Origin of the sequence: Paenibacillus sp. FSL R5-0914, from assembly GCF_038004525.1 — a bacterium.
Taxonomy (GTDB): Bacteria; Bacillota; Bacilli; order Paenibacillales; family Paenibacillaceae; genus Paenibacillus_AQ.
The window spans coordinates 733,110-751,690 of the sequence record NZ_JBBORH010000003.1 but is presented as its reverse complement, the minus strand read 5'-3'; the positions used below and the strand labels follow the sequence as shown (position 1 = coordinate 751,690).

At 45.8% G+C, this 18,581-nt stretch carries 16 protein-coding genes; 10 read left to right on the top strand and 6 right to left on the bottom strand.

The genetic code is table 11. The features are described from left to right. Window positions 1-20 precede the first annotated feature (20 nt). Complete coding sequence (locus MKX60_RS26665) at window positions 21-947, top strand: sensor histidine kinase (RefSeq protein WP_256721625.1); 927 nt, start codon at window positions 21-23, stop codon at window positions 945-947. 158 nt (window positions 948-1,105) lie between these two features. Here the strand turns inward: MKX60_RS26665 and MKX60_RS26660 are convergent, their stop codons facing one another. Further along, a complete protein-coding gene (locus tag MKX60_RS26660; protein WP_076284335.1) occupies window positions 1,106-1,564 on the bottom strand; it encodes an Lrp/AsnC family transcriptional regulator in 459 nt (152 codons plus the stop codon). Window positions 1,565-1,733: 169 nt separating this feature from the next. Here MKX60_RS26660 and MKX60_RS26655 point away from each other — a divergent pair, with 169 nt between their 5' ends. After that, window positions 1,734-2,912: a serine hydrolase domain-containing protein gene (locus tag MKX60_RS26655; protein WP_076284336.1), complete on the top strand. Its 1,179-nt coding sequence runs from the start codon at window positions 1,734-1,736 to the stop codon at window positions 2,910-2,912. Between the two features lie 118 nt (window positions 2,913-3,030). After that, the gene (locus tag MKX60_RS26650) at window positions 3,031-4,239 is read left to right on the top strand and encodes an MFS transporter (protein ID WP_341061471.1); all 1,209 of its coding nucleotides are present in this window, start codon (window positions 3,031-3,033) and stop codon (window positions 4,237-4,239) included. Window positions 4,240-4,420: 181 nt separating this feature from the next. On the opposite strand, the gene MKX60_RS26645 is transcribed toward MKX60_RS26650, so the two are convergent. Next, a complete protein-coding gene (locus MKX60_RS26645) occupies window positions 4,421-6,685 on the bottom strand; it encodes a beta-glucosidase family protein (protein ID WP_341061470.1) in 2,265 nt (754 codons plus the stop codon). Between the two features lie 111 nt (window positions 6,686-6,796). Between MKX60_RS26645 and MKX60_RS26640 the strand changes: the two genes are divergently transcribed. Then, a complete protein-coding gene (locus MKX60_RS26640; protein ID WP_341061468.1) occupies window positions 6,797-8,074 on the top strand; it encodes an AraC family transcriptional regulator in 1,278 nt (425 codons plus the stop codon). 35 nt (window positions 8,075-8,109) lie between these two features. Here MKX60_RS26640 and MKX60_RS26635 read toward each other — a convergent pair whose 3' ends face one another. Together MKX60_RS26635 and MKX60_RS26630 are read right to left on the bottom strand one after the other, a co-directional pair. Beyond that, complete coding sequence (locus MKX60_RS26635; protein ID WP_341061466.1) at window positions 8,110-9,270, bottom strand: serine hydrolase domain-containing protein; 1,161 nt, start codon at window positions 9,268-9,270, stop codon at window positions 8,110-8,112. A 189-nt stretch (window positions 9,271-9,459) separates the two neighbouring features. Then, complete coding sequence (locus MKX60_RS26630; RefSeq protein WP_341061464.1) at window positions 9,460-10,293, bottom strand: metallophosphoesterase family protein; 834 nt, start codon at window positions 10,291-10,293, stop codon at window positions 9,460-9,462. Between the two features lie 236 nt (window positions 10,294-10,529). Between MKX60_RS26630 and MKX60_RS26625 the strand changes: the two genes are divergently transcribed. From MKX60_RS26625 to MKX60_RS26610, 4 genes are all read left to right on the top strand, one after another. Beyond that, window positions 10,530-12,182, top strand: a complete 1,653-nt coding sequence (locus MKX60_RS26625; protein WP_341061462.1) for a helix-turn-helix domain-containing protein — start codon at window positions 10,530-10,532, stop codon at window positions 12,180-12,182. Between the two features lie 175 nt (window positions 12,183-12,357). Further along, a complete protein-coding gene (locus MKX60_RS26620; protein ID WP_341061461.1) occupies window positions 12,358-13,305 on the top strand; it encodes an iron-hydroxamate ABC transporter substrate-binding protein in 948 nt (315 codons plus the stop codon). Between the two features lie 5 nt (window positions 13,306-13,310). Next, window positions 13,311-14,318, top strand: coding sequence for a FecCD family ABC transporter permease (locus MKX60_RS26615; RefSeq protein ID WP_341061460.1), 1,008 nt, complete (start codon window positions 13,311-13,313; stop codon window positions 14,316-14,318). After that, window positions 14,315-15,322, top strand: a complete 1,008-nt coding sequence (locus MKX60_RS26610; protein ID WP_042185906.1) for a FecCD family ABC transporter permease — start codon at window positions 14,315-14,317, stop codon at window positions 15,320-15,322. Before MKX60_RS26615 ends, MKX60_RS26610 begins: the two co-directional genes overlap by 4 nt. A 192-nt stretch (window positions 15,323-15,514) precedes the next feature. Here the strand turns inward: MKX60_RS26610 and MKX60_RS26605 are convergent, their stop codons facing one another. Then, window positions 15,515-16,213 carry an SDR family oxidoreductase gene (locus tag MKX60_RS26605; RefSeq protein ID WP_341061458.1) on the bottom strand — a complete coding sequence of 233 codons (699 nt, stop codon included), beginning with the start codon at window positions 16,211-16,213 and terminating at the stop codon, window positions 15,515-15,517. A 2-nt stretch (window positions 16,214-16,215) separates the two neighbouring features. Continuing rightward, on the bottom strand, window positions 16,216-16,680 hold the full coding sequence (locus MKX60_RS26600; RefSeq protein ID WP_076284345.1) for a VOC family protein: 465 nt from the start codon (window positions 16,678-16,680) through the stop codon (window positions 16,216-16,218). A 175-nt stretch (window positions 16,681-16,855) separates the two neighbouring features. Between MKX60_RS26600 and MKX60_RS26595 the strand changes: the two genes are divergently transcribed. Then, the gene (locus MKX60_RS26595) at window positions 16,856-17,737 is read left to right on the top strand and encodes a carbohydrate ABC transporter permease (protein WP_341061457.1); all 882 of its coding nucleotides are present in this window, start codon (window positions 16,856-16,858) and stop codon (window positions 17,735-17,737) included. Further along, entirely contained in the window at window positions 17,737-18,576 is an 840-nt protein-coding gene (locus MKX60_RS26590) for a carbohydrate ABC transporter permease (RefSeq protein WP_076298168.1), read from the top strand. The genes MKX60_RS26595 and MKX60_RS26590 overlap by 1 nt, the downstream gene beginning before the upstream one ends. Window positions 18,577-18,581: the final 5 nt, after the last annotated feature.

Genomic DNA, 18,581 nt, shown 5'->3' with positions numbered 1-18,581 from the left:
CAAATAGGAGGTGCAGGAGAGTGTTGCTTATTCTGACAATCATATTGTTTGCGGCAGGAGCTCTCCTGCTTTTCCGTTTGTTGATGTTAAGGCGAGAGCTAGGGCGGATAACAGAGCAATTGCATACCTACAACGAGCGAGCAACCGGCAAAAAAATTGATGTGGCTCTATTCGACCAGAAGCTTGAGGCGCTTGCGGGACAAATCAATCGTCAATCTGATTTAATCGTCGAAGCGGAAGCCCAGCGAATACGTGTCGAACAAGAATTCCGTCAGGCTGTAGCGAATATTTCACATGATATCCGTACACCCCTCACCTCCATCTTCGGTTATATTCAACTGTTGGAGGATGAGTCAATTACCCCTGATGAAAAACTTGAATATGTTGCCATCGTTAAAAATCGGACGAAACGGCTGCAGGCACTGCTGAATGATTTTTTTGAGCTTTCCTTGATCGAATCGCTAGATTATCCTCTACATACAGAAAAGCTTGGGATGACGGCCCTACTCTCGGAAATTCTGGTCGGATTTTACGATTCCTTCAACGATCGCAATATTACACCGGATATACGGCTACCTGAGGAAAATGTATCCCTATACGCCGATGAATCCGCTGTGCGGAGAGTTGTCGAGAATTTACTTGTCAATACGGTCAAACATGCGACCGGGTATGTGGAAATCCGTTTCGAACGACAGCAGGAAACAGCTGATTTAACGATAGTAAACGATGCGAAGGAACTAGACGGAAGCGATGTTAACCTCTTATTCGACCGATTCTATACCGCAGACCGTACCCGATCTTCTCAAGCCTCCGGGCTGGGTCTCTCCATCGCCAAAAGTCTGATGAATAAAATGGGTGGCACGCTAACAGCCGAACTGGAGGGTGAGAAGCTGATAATGACTTGCCGTTGGAAACTAGGCGATGCTGGCATTAACTTGGCTACTTAATTCACTTTATATTTGGACTAGACTAACCATTGTTCTAACCCGTTTATGGAATGTAGCCCATCCTCGATATTCAATGGCCTGCAGGTTCCAAAAAGACTCTTCTATTCATATAGAAGAGTCTTTTTGGTCGTTAAGAGCTAGCAGAGTAATGTTCAAATCTAACTCAGCAAGTTGATGCTTGCTTCTTCAAGCGATGGTATAAGAAATTTATGATCGATTGGCGATGACATCACGATTAGAATCGTATAGGTACCGTATTTGTCACATTGATTACCGAACTCCTCGAGGGCTCGTGTAGAGTCGGTTACTACTTTCAATAAGTAGTTGTGTTCCCCACTTATACGGTAACATTCGACGACATCAGGACTGGAGCGGCAGAAATCAAGAAATGCGTTACAATCCCTAGAATGAAATAACATGTAGGCAGCAGCATGTTTTCCAATCTTTTCAGGGGAAATGATGGTGCGATACTCGTTGATGATGCCTTTCTCCTCCATACGCCTAACTCTTTCCGTAACTGCAGGTTGCGATAAACCGACACATTTTCCCAGCTCTGTCATAGAAATTCTCGCTTGATTTTGAAGATGAAAAAGAATTTGCTTATCAATATGGTCCATCAAAATCACATCCTTTAAATTTAAGGTTCCCCCTATAAACTAGCTTGTAATTAACCGTTATAAGGCTAATTTAACTTAGTTGCCTTATGTAATCAAGATAACTTGTTATATATAATAACCCTACAATAGTAAAGTGTTCCTGGCTTTAACTATTCCGAAGGGATGAAGAATGTTGAGTATATTGGATTCAAACAAAATAAATACAGAATGGTTATCAGGTCGCATCGATGAAGTAATTGATCGAACCCTTGCTGACAAGCGCCTGGTCGGTGCTGTCATTAAAGTGGCGATAGATGGGGAACTGGTTTATAGCCGCGCTGCCGGTCTTGCCGACCGCGAGATGAACCGACTTATGCGGGAAGACGCCTTATTCAGGCTCGCCTCGGTTAGCAAACCTATCGTTTCAACGGCAGCCCTAGTATTAGTTGCTCAAGGTCGCCTACAGCTCGACGACCGCGTTGATCGTTGGCTTCCAGAGTTTCGGCCACGTTTGCAAAATGGCGAGTTCGCGACATTGACGATTCGTCATTTGATGACGCACACCGCAGGCCTGTCTTACCGATTTTTTCAAGAAGAGAATGGTTCCTATCAGTCAGCAGGGGTATCAGATGGTATGGATCAGTCCGGCATCACATTGGAAGAGAACTTGCGTCGTCTTGCCTCTGTACCCCTCCTCTATACGCCAGGTACCGAGTGGAAATACTCCATCGCGACAGACGTGCTAGGAGCAGTAATTGCAAAGGTCACAGAAACACCGCTCAGTGAGGCCGTACATTCACTCGTGACAAAGCCGCTTGGCATGAGCGACACGGGTTTTATTGCAGTCGATCGAGAACGACTGGCCACTTCCTATGCCAATGATACTCCAGAGCCACGACCTTTACTTGATCCCGACAGTATTGCCTTTGTGGAGGGAACGGCTGGATTCCTGCTTGCCCCTGGTCGAGCACTTGACGATGCTGCCTATCATTCTGGAGGAGCTGGCATGGTCGGCAGCGCCGGTGATTTTTTGCAACTGCTAGAAACATTACGCAAGGGTGGAGCACCACTGGTACCGGAGTCTCTGGTTCACGATATGACGACCAATCAGATCGGTGATCTGCCAATGGCCTTCTGGCCAGGACGAGGCTTTGGCCTAGGCATTACGGTACTGAAGGATCCTGTCGCCGCAGACACTTCGGAATCCCCGGGTACATGGCGTATGGGTGGCACCTATGGTCATTCGTGGTTCGTCGACCCCGAGCAACGGCTCAGTGTCGTGGCATTTACTAATACTGCACTAGAAGGCATGTCGGGTCAGTTTACTGTTGACCTTTGTGATGCCATTTATGATAGACGTAATAAATAAAGAACGAACACAAAGAGCCTTGGTCCGGAATGAACCGGTCTAGGCTCTCTGTCTAGTAAACCCTATTCGAGTGTGTATCATTGAGTTTTTTACAATTTAAAAGAGAGGTGCTTCTCCAATGACCCAAAACACAACTTCTGCCACACAAAGTGCCTCCAGTACTCCCTCTTCTGAACATCTACCATGGGCAGGATTACTCGCCCTTGCTATGACGGGGTTTATCTGTATTCTTACCGAAACGATTCCGGCCGGCTTGTTGCTCCAAATAGGTGATGGGCTTGGTGTCTCCGAGGCCCTTGCGGGTCAACTTGTCACTTTGTACGCCCTTGGTTCACTGTTGGCCGCGATTCCCTTAACCACCATGACGCGTGGATGGCGGCGGCGACCACTGCTACTAATGTGCATCCTTGGTTTTCTCGTATTCAACACCGTCACCACTTTTTCTTCCAATTATATACTTACGCTGGTAGCTCGGTTCTTCGCAGGCGTATCCGCTGGAGTCTTATGGGGCATGATAGCAGGTTATGCCCGGCGCATGGTGCCGGAGTCACTCAAGGGACGAGCAATGGCGGTAGCGATGGTTGGCACGCCTCTAGCTCTGGCACTCGGAGTCCCTGCTGGAACACTGCTTGGCACTCTTGTGGGCTGGCGCTCCATCTTCGGGATCATGTCGCTGCTGGCTCTGATGCTAGTCGGCTGGGTACTTTGGAAGCTACCGGACTATCCAGGGGAGGCTCCTGATAAGCAGCTCCCTCTCTACAAGGTTTTTGTTATTCCGGGGGTACGGCCGATACTGTTTGTCGTTCTGGCATGGGTGCTAGCACATAACATCCTGTATACCTACATTGCACCCTATCTTACTCAGGCTGGGCTTACCCAGCGCGTTGACTTGGTACTGCTTATTTTCGGCATTACTGCGCTTATTGGCATCTGGTTCATCGGTATTTTGATCGACCGTAAACTACGTCCATTGCTTCTAATCAGCCTCGCTGCTTTCGCCTTGTCATCCATTGCACTAGGCATTAGTAGCAGCCAACCCGTAGTGATCTATCTAGTGGTTGCTGTGTGGGGGTTGACGTTCGGAGGAGCGGCTACTTTGCTACAAACAGCAGTTGCTGAAGCAGCTGGCGAAAGTGCAGATGTGGCCCAGTCGATGTTAGTGACGGCATGGAACCTAGCTATCGGCGGTGGCGGCGTGATGGGTGGGATTCTTATTGAAACAGTTGGTGTCCGCTCCTTCCCGTGGGTACTGTTTATTCTATTGATTCTTGCGCTACTAGTAGCGTGGCGCGCTAAAGAATACGGATTTCCTTCAAGGAAGCGTTGAGGCACACCTATGAAATCATGCGACAATCATCAAGTTTACGAATCACGGTAGCCGAACAAGAAATTTTTTCAAAAAAAGCCAGTGGTGCATATTATATTTGACTAATATGTACCACTAGCTTACTTATATTAAATTCCCATAAATTATAGTTCTCGGACCAGACTTGGCCTTTTCTGATCTCCTACTCTACAGCCAAAGCATTAAATTCTTGCAGATCCTTGGCTAAATCTTCTTCTGTGTATTTCCCTTGACCGAACCCAACCAGCGCCCGTAGCGGCATATATTTCATCATCGCCATGAACATTTCTGGATTATCGTCCATCGCACCTTCCATGCCAAAAATACTGCTGAACTCCTTCACTTTATCTGCCGTGCGTGGATTGTCCAGCAAATCACCAACGGTACTGTTGCGATGATAACTTAATGCATGCGGAGCAGTCGATTCCACTTCAATAGAAGCAGTCAGACGAATATCCCGCGAAGATGAACCGATAGCAATCTCAAAGACTCCACTTTCCACATGCCAATCACCAATGTTAACGTTGTAATAAGCAAAGGAGCGTTTATCCAGTTCAAAAGAAACCTCTTGCTCTTCACCAGGCTGCAGCGCTATCTTCTGGAAGCCCTTAAGCTCCTTAAGTGGACGGATCACGCTGCTCTTCACATCGCTAACATAGAGCTGAACGATTTCTTTTCCTGCGCGAGTACCCGTGTTTTTGACGGTGGCCGTAACTTGTACGTTCTCGGTATCTTTTATGCTGCTCTTGGAGATTCTCAAATTGCTGTATTGAAACGCTGTGTAGCTTAGTCCAAAGCCGAAAGGAAACAGCGGTTCAAGCTCTTTTTTATCATAATAACGATAGCCTACAAACAAGCCTTCTTTGTACTCTACCGTATCCCCTTCACCTGGGAAATTAAGAAAGGATGGATTATCGCTCAGCTTCATCGGGAAGGTCTCTGCCAGTTTACCACTTGGACTAACCTCTCCAAACAGTAAATCTGCCATTGCACCGCCAAAAGCCTGACCGCCTAGATAACCTTCAAGAATACCCTTCGTTTTATGAATCCAAGGCATTTCTATGGGTGAACCATTGCTGAGTACAACAACGATATTGCTTTGCACCTCAGACACTGCATCGATCAGCGCTTTATGGCTCTCTGGAAGCGACAAATGACTACGATCATAACCTTCTGATTCATAGTTATCCGGAAGTCCAAGGAACAATACGGCTACATCCCCTTTTGCCGCTGTATCCCGTGCTTCTTGTAACAAAGCTTCATTAATCCCGTCATGATTCAGTTCATATCCTTGCGCATATAGCAGTTCGGCAGAACCTGCAAGGGCCTTCATCTCTTCAAAAGCATCGTCCAATTTCGTCGGATTCACATGTGAGCTGCCCCCGCCCTGATAACGCGGATTTTTAGCAAACTCGCCAATGACCGCAATCGTTCCTTGCTTTGACAGCGGCAGAATGCCTTCCTCATTTCTAAGGAGAACCATGCTCTCCCGCGCCACTTCACGAGCCAGACGGTGATGCTCATCAGCATTAAATGAAGCATTATCTTTACGGTTCTCCACCGCCTTAAAAACAAAGGTAAGTAACCGTTCCACTGCAAGATCTAACGTTTCTTCAGACAGCTCGCCACTTTGTACTGCTGCGACAATCTTGGCATCACCAATGCCTCCGGTTGACGGCATTTCCAGCTCCAGTCCTGCTTGTAGAGCCTTCACCCGTTCATTAACCGCTCCCCAGTCGGACACGACGAATCCCTCGTAGCCCCATTCCTCTCTAAGAATCTTTGTCAGGAGAAATTCACTCTCAGAGGCATATTCACCATTTACCCGGTTGTAAGAGCACATCACGCTCCATGGCTGACTCTGCTTAACTGCGCCTTCAAAGCTAGCCAGATAAATCTCCCGCAGCGTCCGCTCATCAATAACAGCATCAACAGACATTCTCCGGTGCTCCTGATTATTAGCGGCAAAATGCTTAAGCGAGGTGCCTACCCCTTCACTTTGCACACCTTTAATATGATTCCCACCCATCTCCGAGGAAAGATAAGGGTCTTCCGAAAAATACTCAAAGTTACGGCCGTTCAGTGGAGAGCGCTTAATATTTGTTCCCGGTCCGAGCAGAACAGCAACGTTCTCTGCTTGACACTCTTTCCCGAGTGCTTTACCTACACGCCCGATTAACTCCCGATCCCAGGAAGAGGCCATCCCTGCTGCCGAAGGAAAACAAGTCGCGGGTACACTGTTATGGAGTCCGAGGTGATCGGCGCTCTCTTTTTGCTTGCGTAAACCATGCGGTCCGTCCGTTACCATTAAAGAGGGGATTCCGAGTCGTTCAATGCCCTTTGTATTCCAGAAATCAAGCCCTGAGCAGAGTCCTGCTTTCTCCTCCAGGGTCATTTGTGATATGAGTTCATGAATGTTGGTTTTCATAAAAATACCTCCTCTGAATGTATACTATCCCCATTTTAATCTACTTCATGTTAGATTTATGGCATTATCATTGTATTTTTGGTATTCTGGTTGGGCGAGGAGGTTGAAAGAATGTTGAATCATTTGGACGGTCATGAAGGAGCTCAATATATTTGTAAAGTGTTGTATGAATCGCTGCAAATTCCTGTGTTTCTGCTAGATGCCAATCGGAGAATCGAGCTAGCGCTGCCTTCCTCTTCAGAGAGCGCCCAGTGGGTTCATAACCTCAATGAGCTCCTTTCAGAAATTGCAGACTCTACTAAAAGCGAGAACAACTCTAACCACGATAGTTCAAATGCCTCTATACCGATCATTCGCACCACTAACTTCCTAGAGAATTACATCCTTCTCCATCTGCCCTCAGGCAGCAGTAACGGGGGAAGTATTGTGATCGGTCCTACACTTTATACTCACCATTCAGAGGACAATATGACAAGTCTGATGCGTGACCATGAAGTTCCATTAAAGCTTCAAGAGCAATGGATGAAATACTACCGCAGCTTGACCGTGCTAAATAAAATGAGACTCTATCATACCGCTATGCTGATGTACTCGCTCGTCACCGGAAAGACGTTATCTCTTAGCGAACTGCTACTCGACACCCGAACTCTTGAGCATAAACAGCCTCCCGCAGGCAGTCTGGACTTGGATGTTTCCTATCGACGTGAGAACACATGGCTGCACCACGAACCCATGCTGGAAAAAGCTCTATTTCACCATATCAAAAATGGAAATAAAGCAGAGCTACTTCGTGTCCAAGCAACCTTCTCTGAAGACAATTATGGAGTTCTCTCCAAGAAGAGCCATTTACGCAACAAAAAAAATCTGGCGATCTCCTGTATTACGCTCGCTACTCGTGCAGCTATAGATGGAGGACTGTATTGGGAGATTTCTTATACCCTCAGCGACTTTCATATCCAGCATATCGAAGAACTAAAGGATGTTCCGGCTGTAGATCATGCTATTCTTAATGCGCTTTGCGATTTCGCCGACCATGTCAAAGAGAGCCGGATGGCGAAACTTTCGCGCACCGTGGCCCTCTGTCAGAACTATATTTTTAATCACTTATATGAGGAACTCTCCTTAGATAAGCTGGCTGAAGTCGCTGGATTGAACAGAAGCTATCTCTCCCTATTATTTAAGAAGGAAACAGGATTCACGATCAGTGATTTTATTCAATTCGAGCGGATTGTAGAAGCCAAACGATTAATCGAATTACCGGGCATTAGCTTATCTGATATCGCTACGAGGCTACATTTCAATGACCAGAGCTATTTTACCAAAGTGTTTAAGAAATATACCGGCACCACCCCTAAACAATTCAGAAGAAACTGGGAAAGCACGCTTTAAGTATAGATGACATGACAAAAAAACTAAAAAGAGGATTAAAGATCAGTGATGGCTGCCAGAACAGTATTATTGAAGTAATCCACATACATATTTTTAAATGGCTTCTGGTGATCTAGCTCTACGGATAAATGCACCGTAACTGTCTGATAAATCGGATCAACGCAGAGGAAAGGACCTGCCGCGCCCCAGTGTGAATAGGCTTCTGGCGAGAACAAATCTCCACCGTCACGCTTCGAACCGTTAATCGCCCATCCGTACCCCCAATACGCTTCTGGAAAAACCTCGTCTCTATATTGTGAGGATACGCCTGGAATTTGATTGCGGGTCATTTCTTTTACGGTTACCGGACTAAGGAATCGTACTCCGTTATATATCCCGCCGTTAAGAAACATCTGGCCAAAGACAGCCAAATCCATAGCCGTGGAGTAAGCGCCGCCCCCCGCAGATACGGAATTCAAATTATACTCGCTGTCCACCCATTCCGCGCACGCTGCTTCTGGTGCACGTCTTACTACTTTGTCCCGCACGTTCATGGGTACACGATAATATGTATTTTCCATACCAAGCGGTTTAAAAATGGTTTCCTTTACGAATACATCATAAGCTTGTCCGCTAACGCGCCGGATGATTTCACCCAACAGCTCATAGCCATACCCGCAATAAGACATGACCGTACCAGGTTCGTTACTAAGCGGTGCATCATAACCGCCATATAAGTACTTATGCTGATCTGGATCTTGATTAGGTTCATGTGGAGGGTACTCTCCTTGTTCCTTTTTCAACTGTCCGTTCTGCCAAATCACCTCACCTTCCAGGCCAGAGGTATGTGTCAATAAGTGATGTACGCATACCTTAGTTTTGCCTTCACCTGTAAATTCGGGGATGTAATCGGAAACAGGTCTGTTTAGACCAATCTTCCCTTGTTCCATTAACATCATTATAGCGGTTGCCGTAAACAGTTTTGTTATGGAACACAGTGGATAAATAGCATCTACAGTTAATTCCGCTGCGCCTGGCTCTGGACCGAATTTCCCGTTCGCTTGATGGACCAGTAGCGTCCCCTTTCTCGCAGCAACAATAACTTGTGCCGGTGTGATGTTGTCTTCAACCATTTGTGCAGCTGCTATACGTATGCGCTCTACACCGTAAGCCGACACACCCGCCTGTTCTAAAGAATGAAATAATAGTTCTTTCATGGGTAGCCCTCCTAAATAAATTTATTCAATACATATATAAACTATTATACAAATATGTTAAATAATCCTGCTTACTTACTATTTACCTGTGACTCCATGGTTAATGGGTTATTCTTAATAAAAGAAAAACGCTAATCTCGGTTATCTCCCGAAAATTAGCGTTTTATTTTAACCACATCCACTTCTTCACTAAGTGACCGCAACCTTAAAAGCATCGACATTTAATGCCGTCCCATTGATGGTTAATGTGGCGTTGTAATAACCGCGATCACCACTCGGCTTACATTTATAATCACCCGAACATCCGCACACAAAGAATTTTGTATTTGTATAACCTGGATATATATTAGTAAGCTTTCGATAAAACAAATGTCCATGATGTGTGAAAATAGCTAGCACTTTATCCCTCACTTTCGTAGGAATAGCTGCAAAAAACTTAGCAGTCTCTGCCGCGCTTAACACATGGCTAGGATCGACCGTGATCCCGCTCACTTTTAAAGGCCAATGAAAATCAATAATATAAAAATGCTGATCATCTAAATTTTTCAATATATTTATACTACCCGGAGTGAACAGACCCAGAGCACAATTAAGCCACACGTACTTCACCTTACCCTGTGTCCCAGGGAAATTCATTTGCCCTTCTACTGCACCTAAATATTGCGTGAATAAGGACTGGGTACTTGCCTCCCAATTTCCTATCGATGCTTTATAGGGGATACTTCCGAGCGTGCTAGTTACTGTATCCTTGAAGTCCTTGTAATAGGCATTTGCATTATTTCCATGATTCGCTCCCGCTTGCGTGTTATCTCCTCCAAAAATAACAAACCTCTTATTCCCGCTGCTTACTGCTTTAGGCAAAAGATTTCTAAAAATGCTAGAGCTATTCCCATATCCCACATGACTATCCCCAATAACCGCGAAGTTGATGGTCTGGGCTGCTGCTTTAGGATTCAGAATACTTTTGGGCTTAGGTCTGGAGAGAAGCTCTCGCTTCTTAGTGGAGGTTATCTGCTTTTTCATCTTAATCACCTCTTTATAATGGATAAAGAATACCTGGTAGTATGTATATTCGATCCAATATGCGTTCTCTTGGACAGACGAATCTTTTAAAAAGAATATATAGGGCAAATAATTAACAGGCTTATCTAAAAAGGGAAGATGTTATAATTAGTTCCGCAGACGTCAATAATACAGTTCAATCCATAGATCCATAGCATTATAGTTTGAAAATATATTCAAGTAACGGAGGCCTTATTTTGAATAACGTTATCCCGGAATGGGCCGAATCTCATTTTCCTTTATATAGCGCTGGCAGCATTCAATCGATGTATGGGACCTCAAATCTACCAAGAGTTCAGATTCATGAGAATCTAACCGTATTAATGGCCGTTGCCGCTGGTACAGGGAGCCTTGAGGTTAATAATCTGACTTATGAGCTTACGGAAGGAAGCGTAATCCTTCTCCCCGCTAATACTCATGCCTCTTTAATTACAAATCTCCAGCAGCCGCTTCATGCCTATAAGCTCACCATCTGGATTCAAGAGCAGACTCAGGCTATACCTGGCGGTGCGATGATACGGAAAAGCGAAATGGCTTCGAGTTCAAATATACTGTTGTTTCCTTATGAGCCTACCATTGTATCCAGTATCAAGGAATTGTATCTTCACCGACTGCCAGATCGAGAAACACGCCATGTACAGAATCAAATGCTTTTTCATCAGATTATTCTACAATTGCTCGAACAGCAGGAAGCCAGATATACAGTTAACGAGCAACCATCGATGGAACGGAGCATTTCTTACCTGGAGAATCACTTTAGCGAAAAAATAACACGTGAGCACTTAGCCGCCATTGCGGGTGTAAGCAGCTCGCATTATTCAACGCTGTTCAAGCAGGTGACAGGCTTCAGCCAGAGCGAATATCTGTCGCGGCTACGGGTTCATAGTGCCAAGGAGCTTTTGCTTAACGGTTCAGGCACACTTAGGGAGATTGCGCTAAAGGTAGGCTACAAGGATGAATTTTATCTCAGTCGTCGTTTTAAGCTGCAGACAGGCGCATCTCCGTCTGGTTACAGCCGAAGCTCTTTCCAGCGAGTTGCCGTAATGCTCACCCCTTATGCAAGCCATTTGCTGTTACTTGGCTTAGAACCTGCGGTTACCATCTCTGAAAGTAGTGAATATTTGAATCTTTCGGATCAGGAGCCACCGCAGTCGATGAAGTTTATCAATACAAACAGCTCGGCTGAACAGATCAGATCGCTATTAATTGATGCCAACGTTGAACTGATTATTGCGGCCAAAGAACATCTGGAGGAATACGGATTGAAGGCCGGGCAGCTGCGAGCTGTAGCACCTATTATGGAGATCTCTTGGAACGAAATCGGCTGGAAAGATCAGCTACGCCTAATCGGCCGAGCCATTCAGCGGAGTGAACGGGCGGAGCAGTGGCTGAAGGATTTTGAACAAGAAGAGCTAGAAGCCCGAGAAATAGTACAGCACAGCACAGTAGCTAACGATATCATCACCATTCTGGTAATCAAGCCTGAGGAGCTACTCGTTTACGGAGCAAGGAATGTAGGTTATGTGATGTACCAATCCCTTGGACTTAGAGCACCGACCTTGATTGACAACGAGATAAAAAGATTGGGAGATCAGTTCCATTCGATTTCGATCGGGGTTTCAGATCTTGCAGATTATGCAGGAGACCGAATTTTAGTCATTGTATTTCCCGATGCCAAAGGCTCTACTGCGCATACTGAAGCGATCTTTCAATCCCCTTATTGGAGCCAGCTTCCCGCAGTGCAGCAGAAGAAAGTCCATATTCTTGATCTGGATGATTGGGTGCCTTATAACCCGGCTTCGATTCGCTTACAACTAGGACGAGCGGTAGCTTTATTCGGAGGCAAATAATAGTCCAAGTCTTTTTTCCAACAAAAAGGCATGGTTAGGCACATAAGTGATCCCTATAATGATTACAAATGCGAATGATTCTCATAATCACTCTAAGGCATAGGCTGAAGATTGATTTACACTGTTTGAATTGTTCAAAGTAACACTGTCATACAAAAAAGGGGAGAATTATTTAATGAAAAAGATATTTATTCCGTTTGTACTTATTATGGGGATTGCACTTAGTGCTTGTGGGGGAAATCAGGCGAAGAATGATGCTAGTCCTACAAACAGCCCATCTTCTACTCCTGCTGCGGAGTCAGAAAGTGCGACTTTTACTTATCAATCCGAAGATGGACCTGTTGAGGTTCCAACACATCCTCAGCGTGTTGTTGTACTCACCCGTTTTTTAACAGGGAATGTCATGGCACTGGGTATACCTGTTGTGGGCGTAGATGAAATGTCCAAAACTAACCCACGCTTTGAAGAGCAACTAAAAGACGTAGAAGCGGTTAGCGATGAAAGTCTGGAGAAAATCATTGAACTGCAACCGGATCTGATCATCGCGCTCTCCGATATTAAAAATATCGATAAATTCAAGCAAATCGCACCAACCGTTACTTATACTTATAATAAAGTGGATTACTTAACCCAACAGCTGGAAGTCGGCAAATTGGTGAACAAAGAAAAAGAAGCTCAAGCTTGGGTCGATGATTTTAGTGCCCGCACCAAAAAAGCGGGTGAAGAAATCAGAGCGAAGATCGGTGATAATGCAACTGTCTCTGTTATTGAGACCTTTAATAAGCAATTGTATGTATACGGGTATAACTTTGGCCGCGGAACTGAACTCCTCTATGGGGACTTCAAGCTTGGCATGCCAGAAACAGTAAAAGAAAGCACCAAAACGGATGGATTCTTTGCTGTCTCGACAGAAGTGCTGAAGGATTATTTGGGCGATTACGTTATTTTCAGTAAAAATGCGGATGAAGATAATTCCTTCCAGAATACAGAAATCTACAAAAGCATCCCTGCCGTCAAAAACAATCGTGTTTTCGAGGCTGATGCAAAAGCATTCTATTTTAACGATCCGCTTAGCCTTGAATACCAGTTGGAATTCTTTGAACAACAATTTCTTGGAAAATAAAGATAATGACTACGAAGCAAACTTCCTTTCCATTTTTATATAAACTGCTTGGTAGCGTGCTGGTAATGGTTATATGCCTCGTGATTGCTATGCTATTCGGGGCTAAAGAAACCACTTTCAATGATCTGTGGCTTGCCATCACCTCAAATACAAAGGCAGACAATGTCCTTATTCTGCGTGAGATCCGGCTGCCTCGCGAACTCGCCGCCATGCTGATCGGTGCTGCCTTTGCCGTATCCGGTGCTATCATGCAGGGGGTTACACGCAATCCATTAGCCGACCCAGGCCTGCTCGGTCTGACCTCGGGCGCGAATATGGCACTGGCTCTTACGTTTGTATTTCTGCCGGGACTGAATTATTTTGGTACCATGATCGCTTGTTTTTTTGGCGCTGCCCTAGGAGCCGTGCTAGTGCTTGTTCTAGGTTCTGTGCGCCAAGGTGGCTTCTCTCCGATTCGAATCGTACTCGCCGGTGCAGCGGTATCTGCCTTTCTGTATGCTATTGCAAGTGGTGTAAGCATTGCCTTCAAAATATCCAAGGATGTATCAATGTGGACAGCGGGTGGATTGATCGGCACAACCTGGGGCCAGCTTCAGGCTATCGCACCCGTTATTCTCATCGGCATTGTGGTGGCATTAATATTTTCAAACCAGTTAACAATTCTTAGCTTAAGTGACGAGGTAGCCATCGGATTAGGACAAAACCTTGCTGTGGTTAAAGGGATTCTATTCACTCTTATTATTCTGCTGACTGGAGCATCGGTCGCTCTAATTGGGGATATGGCTTTTGTAGGGCTGATGATTCCGCATATTGTCCGTAAGATTGTCGGTACCGATTATTGGTATATTTTGCCGATATCGATCTTTACGGGTGCATCGTTCATGCTTCTCGCGGATACAATTGGACGGACAATCCATGCACCTTATGAGACGCCAGTGGTCGCCGTCGTAGCTATGCTTGGGCTACCTTTCTTCTTGTTTGTTGTTCGGAAAGGAGGTAAAACACTCTCATGATTTCCTCTGCACCCGTGCGAAAGCAACGTATTATCCTATGTGTATGCACCGGTTTGATTCTGCTAACAGCTATCGTCAGCATGGGAATCGGATACTCTTCCCTATCTTTTGACAGACTGCTTCCGGTTCTGTTCGGGCATGGAACCTTTAAAGAGGACTTTGTATTATTCTCTGTAAGATTGCCGCGGATTCTGATTACACTGCTGGCAGGCATGGCCTTGGCGTTATCCGGTTCCATTCTGCAAAGCGTTACACGAAACGATTTAGCCGACCCCGGTATTATTGGTATCAACTCTGGTGCGGGTGTGGCTGTCGCTGTTTTCTTTCTTTTTTTCCCGGTTAGCGCTGGATCATTCATTTATGCGCTGCCGCTGGTTGCTTTTATAGGGGCATTACTTACAGCAGCATTAATCTATCTATTTTCATATAGTCGGACTAAGGGGCTTGATCCTGTTCGATTGGTGCTCGTTGGGGTAGGGTTCTCCCTAGCGTTGTCTGGCGTTATGATCGTGATCATTTCGTCCGCGGATCGTGCCAAGGTAGATTTTATTGCAAAATGGATCGCAGGGAATATATGGGGTACAGATTGGCCATTCATTTGGGCTTTACTGCCTTGGTTGATCTTACTAGTTCCCTTTACCCTGTACAAATCACAGCGACTCAACCTGCTCAGCCTAAGTGAAGTCTCTGCCATTGGTGTCGGGCTGAATCTCGAACGTGAACGTATCGTTCTGATTCTCACGGCAGTTGCAGCTTCCGCCTCCGCGGTTTCCGTCACAGGCGGGATCGCCTTCATCGGACTGATGGCTCCACATATTGCCAAATCGCTAGTCGGCCCGCGTAATCAGATGTTTATTCCCGTCGCTGTATTGCTGGGCGGCTGGCTACTTCTGATCGCGGACACCGTTGGCCGCAATCTCGTCGATCCTGACGGCATTCCGGCAGGGATCATGGTGTCGCTAATCGGCGTACCTTATTTCGCTTATTTATTACTTAAGAAATAAGCAGTTGTTTAGACAAAAGAACCTCGGCACAATTACCGAGGTTCTTTCTACTGACCGCTTTGTCCCCAGATTTCCACCGCTACGAGCGGTTCAATCAAGAAATCTGGGGACAACAACGGCAGGAAGTCCAATGATTCACCGCAGTGACTACTGAGCTTTTTGTTCGCAACTTTAGTTCAGCCTATATATCACCTAAATCTTCATATCCTTACCCGTATAATCTACAAACATGAAATGACCTTCCGGTGTAGTTCGCTTCTCGATCAGGTCAAGGATCCCCTCGGCACTTTGATTTGGATTTGTCGGTGCCTCTGCCCCGCCCATATCGGTTTGCATCCACCCCGGATGCACGCTGAGCACTTGAATCCCACGTTCTTTTACATAGACATGCAGCTGCTGTGTGAACATATTGAGCGCCGCTTTGGAAATGCCATAAGGATAGTCGTTCGGATAAGCATTGGTGATACTTCCTGCTTCCGACGATATATTGATGATCGAGCATTCGGGTTCCGTAAGTAGCGGCAGGAAATGCTTAACCACTCGTATCGGTCCATACAGATTAATATCCATCGTTATAAGCATATCTTGGAAATCCAACGCTTCAATCGATGTATCCCGAGCGTTGAGTACCGCCGCATTATTAATAATGGCACCGAGGGTCCGACCTTGTTTTTGTAGACTCGCAGCCAGTGCCGCGATTCCTGCCTCGTCCGTCACGTCCAGCGCAGCGATGGTTAGCTTCTCTCCATAGGTTTCAGCAAGCTTCGATAGCGCTGTTTGTTCCTGATCGGGCCGGCGAACCCCAGCAATAACTCCATAGCCCCGCTTCAGCGCTTCGGCCGCCAGTTCATAACCCAGTCCACGTCCAGCACCTGTAATGATAATATTCATAGTTATTCCTCCCCGTTATCCTTATCGTTCTCTAGCAGCTCCACAATTACTTTTAACTCCTTGAAAGTGTCCATATAAGCATAACGCCCCCCGGTATACTCACCCTTTTGCTGGAGTGGGAAGCCTTTGCCTTCTAGCAGCATTATCTTTTCTTTCATTCCTTCAACTACAAAAGCAATATGATGAGGCCCCTCACCATGTTCATTCAAGTAATCCCGCCACGTACTCGGCTCATGATCCGGTTCAATCAATTCCAGCTGTAAAGAGCCCATATCAAAAAAAGCTAGCTTAGCCCGCGCCTGCGTAGCCACGCCATTATGCCGGGTCTGCGCAATATCTTCTGTATCTGTAACGATAATTTCCGGCTTTTCGAGTCCAAAAAACTCCGCATATGCCGTACTTACCTTCTCCACATCATTCACCAATATTCCAATCTGCGTAACAAAATTACCAAGCAATCCTGACATGCGCATCAACCTCCTATTAGTCTGACAAGTCCACCATACCGATTCTTTGAAAGGGCTGTCAAGCCTGTGTTGAAATCATTCTGAGCAACGATAATTTCAAGTATGTTTGTTTCGCTTAATCACCAATCCGGTTATAGAATGAAAAGTTTACATTAACAAAAAGGGGTGAGGAACGATGGACCATAGAAAAAGATCACGCCTGATGCAGCAGTTTGTTTTTGTCGGGCCGACTTCCTTGTTTTTCTTTATGATTGTGCTGATTCCTTTCTTTTTAGGACTCTATTATTCTTTTACCAGTTGGAACGGAATCTCACGTGATGTGGAGTGGACCGGACTCCGGAATTATCTACATATCTTCACAAAGGACCCTTCCTTTCTTCATTCATTCTGGTTCACAGCGAAGTTCACTTTATTTGGCCTGGTACTGACCAATCTGCTCGGCTTCGCACTCGCTTATGTGCTGACCCGTAAGCTGTTCACGCGCAATGTTCTGAGAACGGTATTTTTTGTCCCTCATGTCATTGGTGGGCTATTGCTCGGGTTCATCTGGCAGTTTATTTTTGTCAGAGGATTCTCCTCGATTGGACAGGCTACGGGCTGGTCCTTCTTTAATCTTCCGTGGCTGGGCACCGGAGGGACAGCTTTCTGGGCGATTGTGATCGTATTTGTCTGGCAAAATGCAGGGTACCTAATGGTCATCTACATTTCTGCAATCAACAACGTTCCCAAAAGCCTGATTGAAGCCTCAAAAGTGGATGGTGCCGGACGCTTTCAGGCTTTACGCCATGTCACCATCCCGCTGGTTATGCCAGCTGTAACCGTTTGTCTGTTCCTTTCTATCTCTTGGTCGTTTAAGCTGTTCGACCTTAACCTGTCGCTGACCAAGGGTGGTCCCTTCAAAGCTACTGAATCTGTAGCGTTGAATATTTACAATGAGGCCTATACTATTAGCCGATTCGGGATGGGCTCCGCGAAAGCGATGATTTTCTTCGTCATTGTGGCCGTAATCTCCCTGCTACAGGTTAGAGCAACCAAGAAAAGAGAGGTGGAGCTGTAATGGAGACTACCGCCAAGAAATTCAATGTGCCATTGCTTCTCGTCGAAGTAATTGTGATCCTGCTGGGCCTTCTATTCCTAGTACCGTTTTACTTTCTGCTAGCTAACTCGGTTAAGAGCTATAGTGAGATTCTTTCGGATTCCGCTGCGCTGCCCTCTGTATTCCAGTGGAGCAACTACGCCGAAGCTTGGAAAGCTATCAATTTTCCTCGTGCCTTTATGAACTCTTTTATTATCACGGTGATTAGTAATATTCTGCTAGCGTTCCTCTGCTCTATGTGCGCTTACAAAATGGTCCGCAATAACAGCTTATATAACCGCATACTTTATATTGCTTTAGTGGCCGCTATGGTTATTCCGTTTCAGGCGATCATGATCCCGCTGGTGCAAGTGGTTAGCGGTCTGGGTGTCATGGATTCAACCGCAGGTTTGATTTTAGCGTATCTTGGATTTGGCGCCCCGATGACTGTGTTTCTATTCCATGGCTTCGTCAAATCGGTACCTCTTGATATTGAGGAGGCTTCGAGAGTAGACGGCAACAGTCCTTATGGTACCTTTTTCCGGATTGTGCTTCCGCTCATGCAGCCGATTATTGTCACTGTCATTATTCTGAATACCCTGTGGATCTGGAACGATTACCTGATGCCTTCGCTTATTCTGCAGGACCCGGTGCTTCGCACCATTCCCATCGCCACTTATAGCTTCTTCGGACAATATACGAAGCAATGGGATTTGGCACTTCCGGGACTTGTGCTCGGGATTACGCCCGTGGTCATCTTTTTCCTAGCGATGCAAAAATATATTATTGAAGGCATTGCCCAAGGCTCTGTAAAGGGCTAACGATA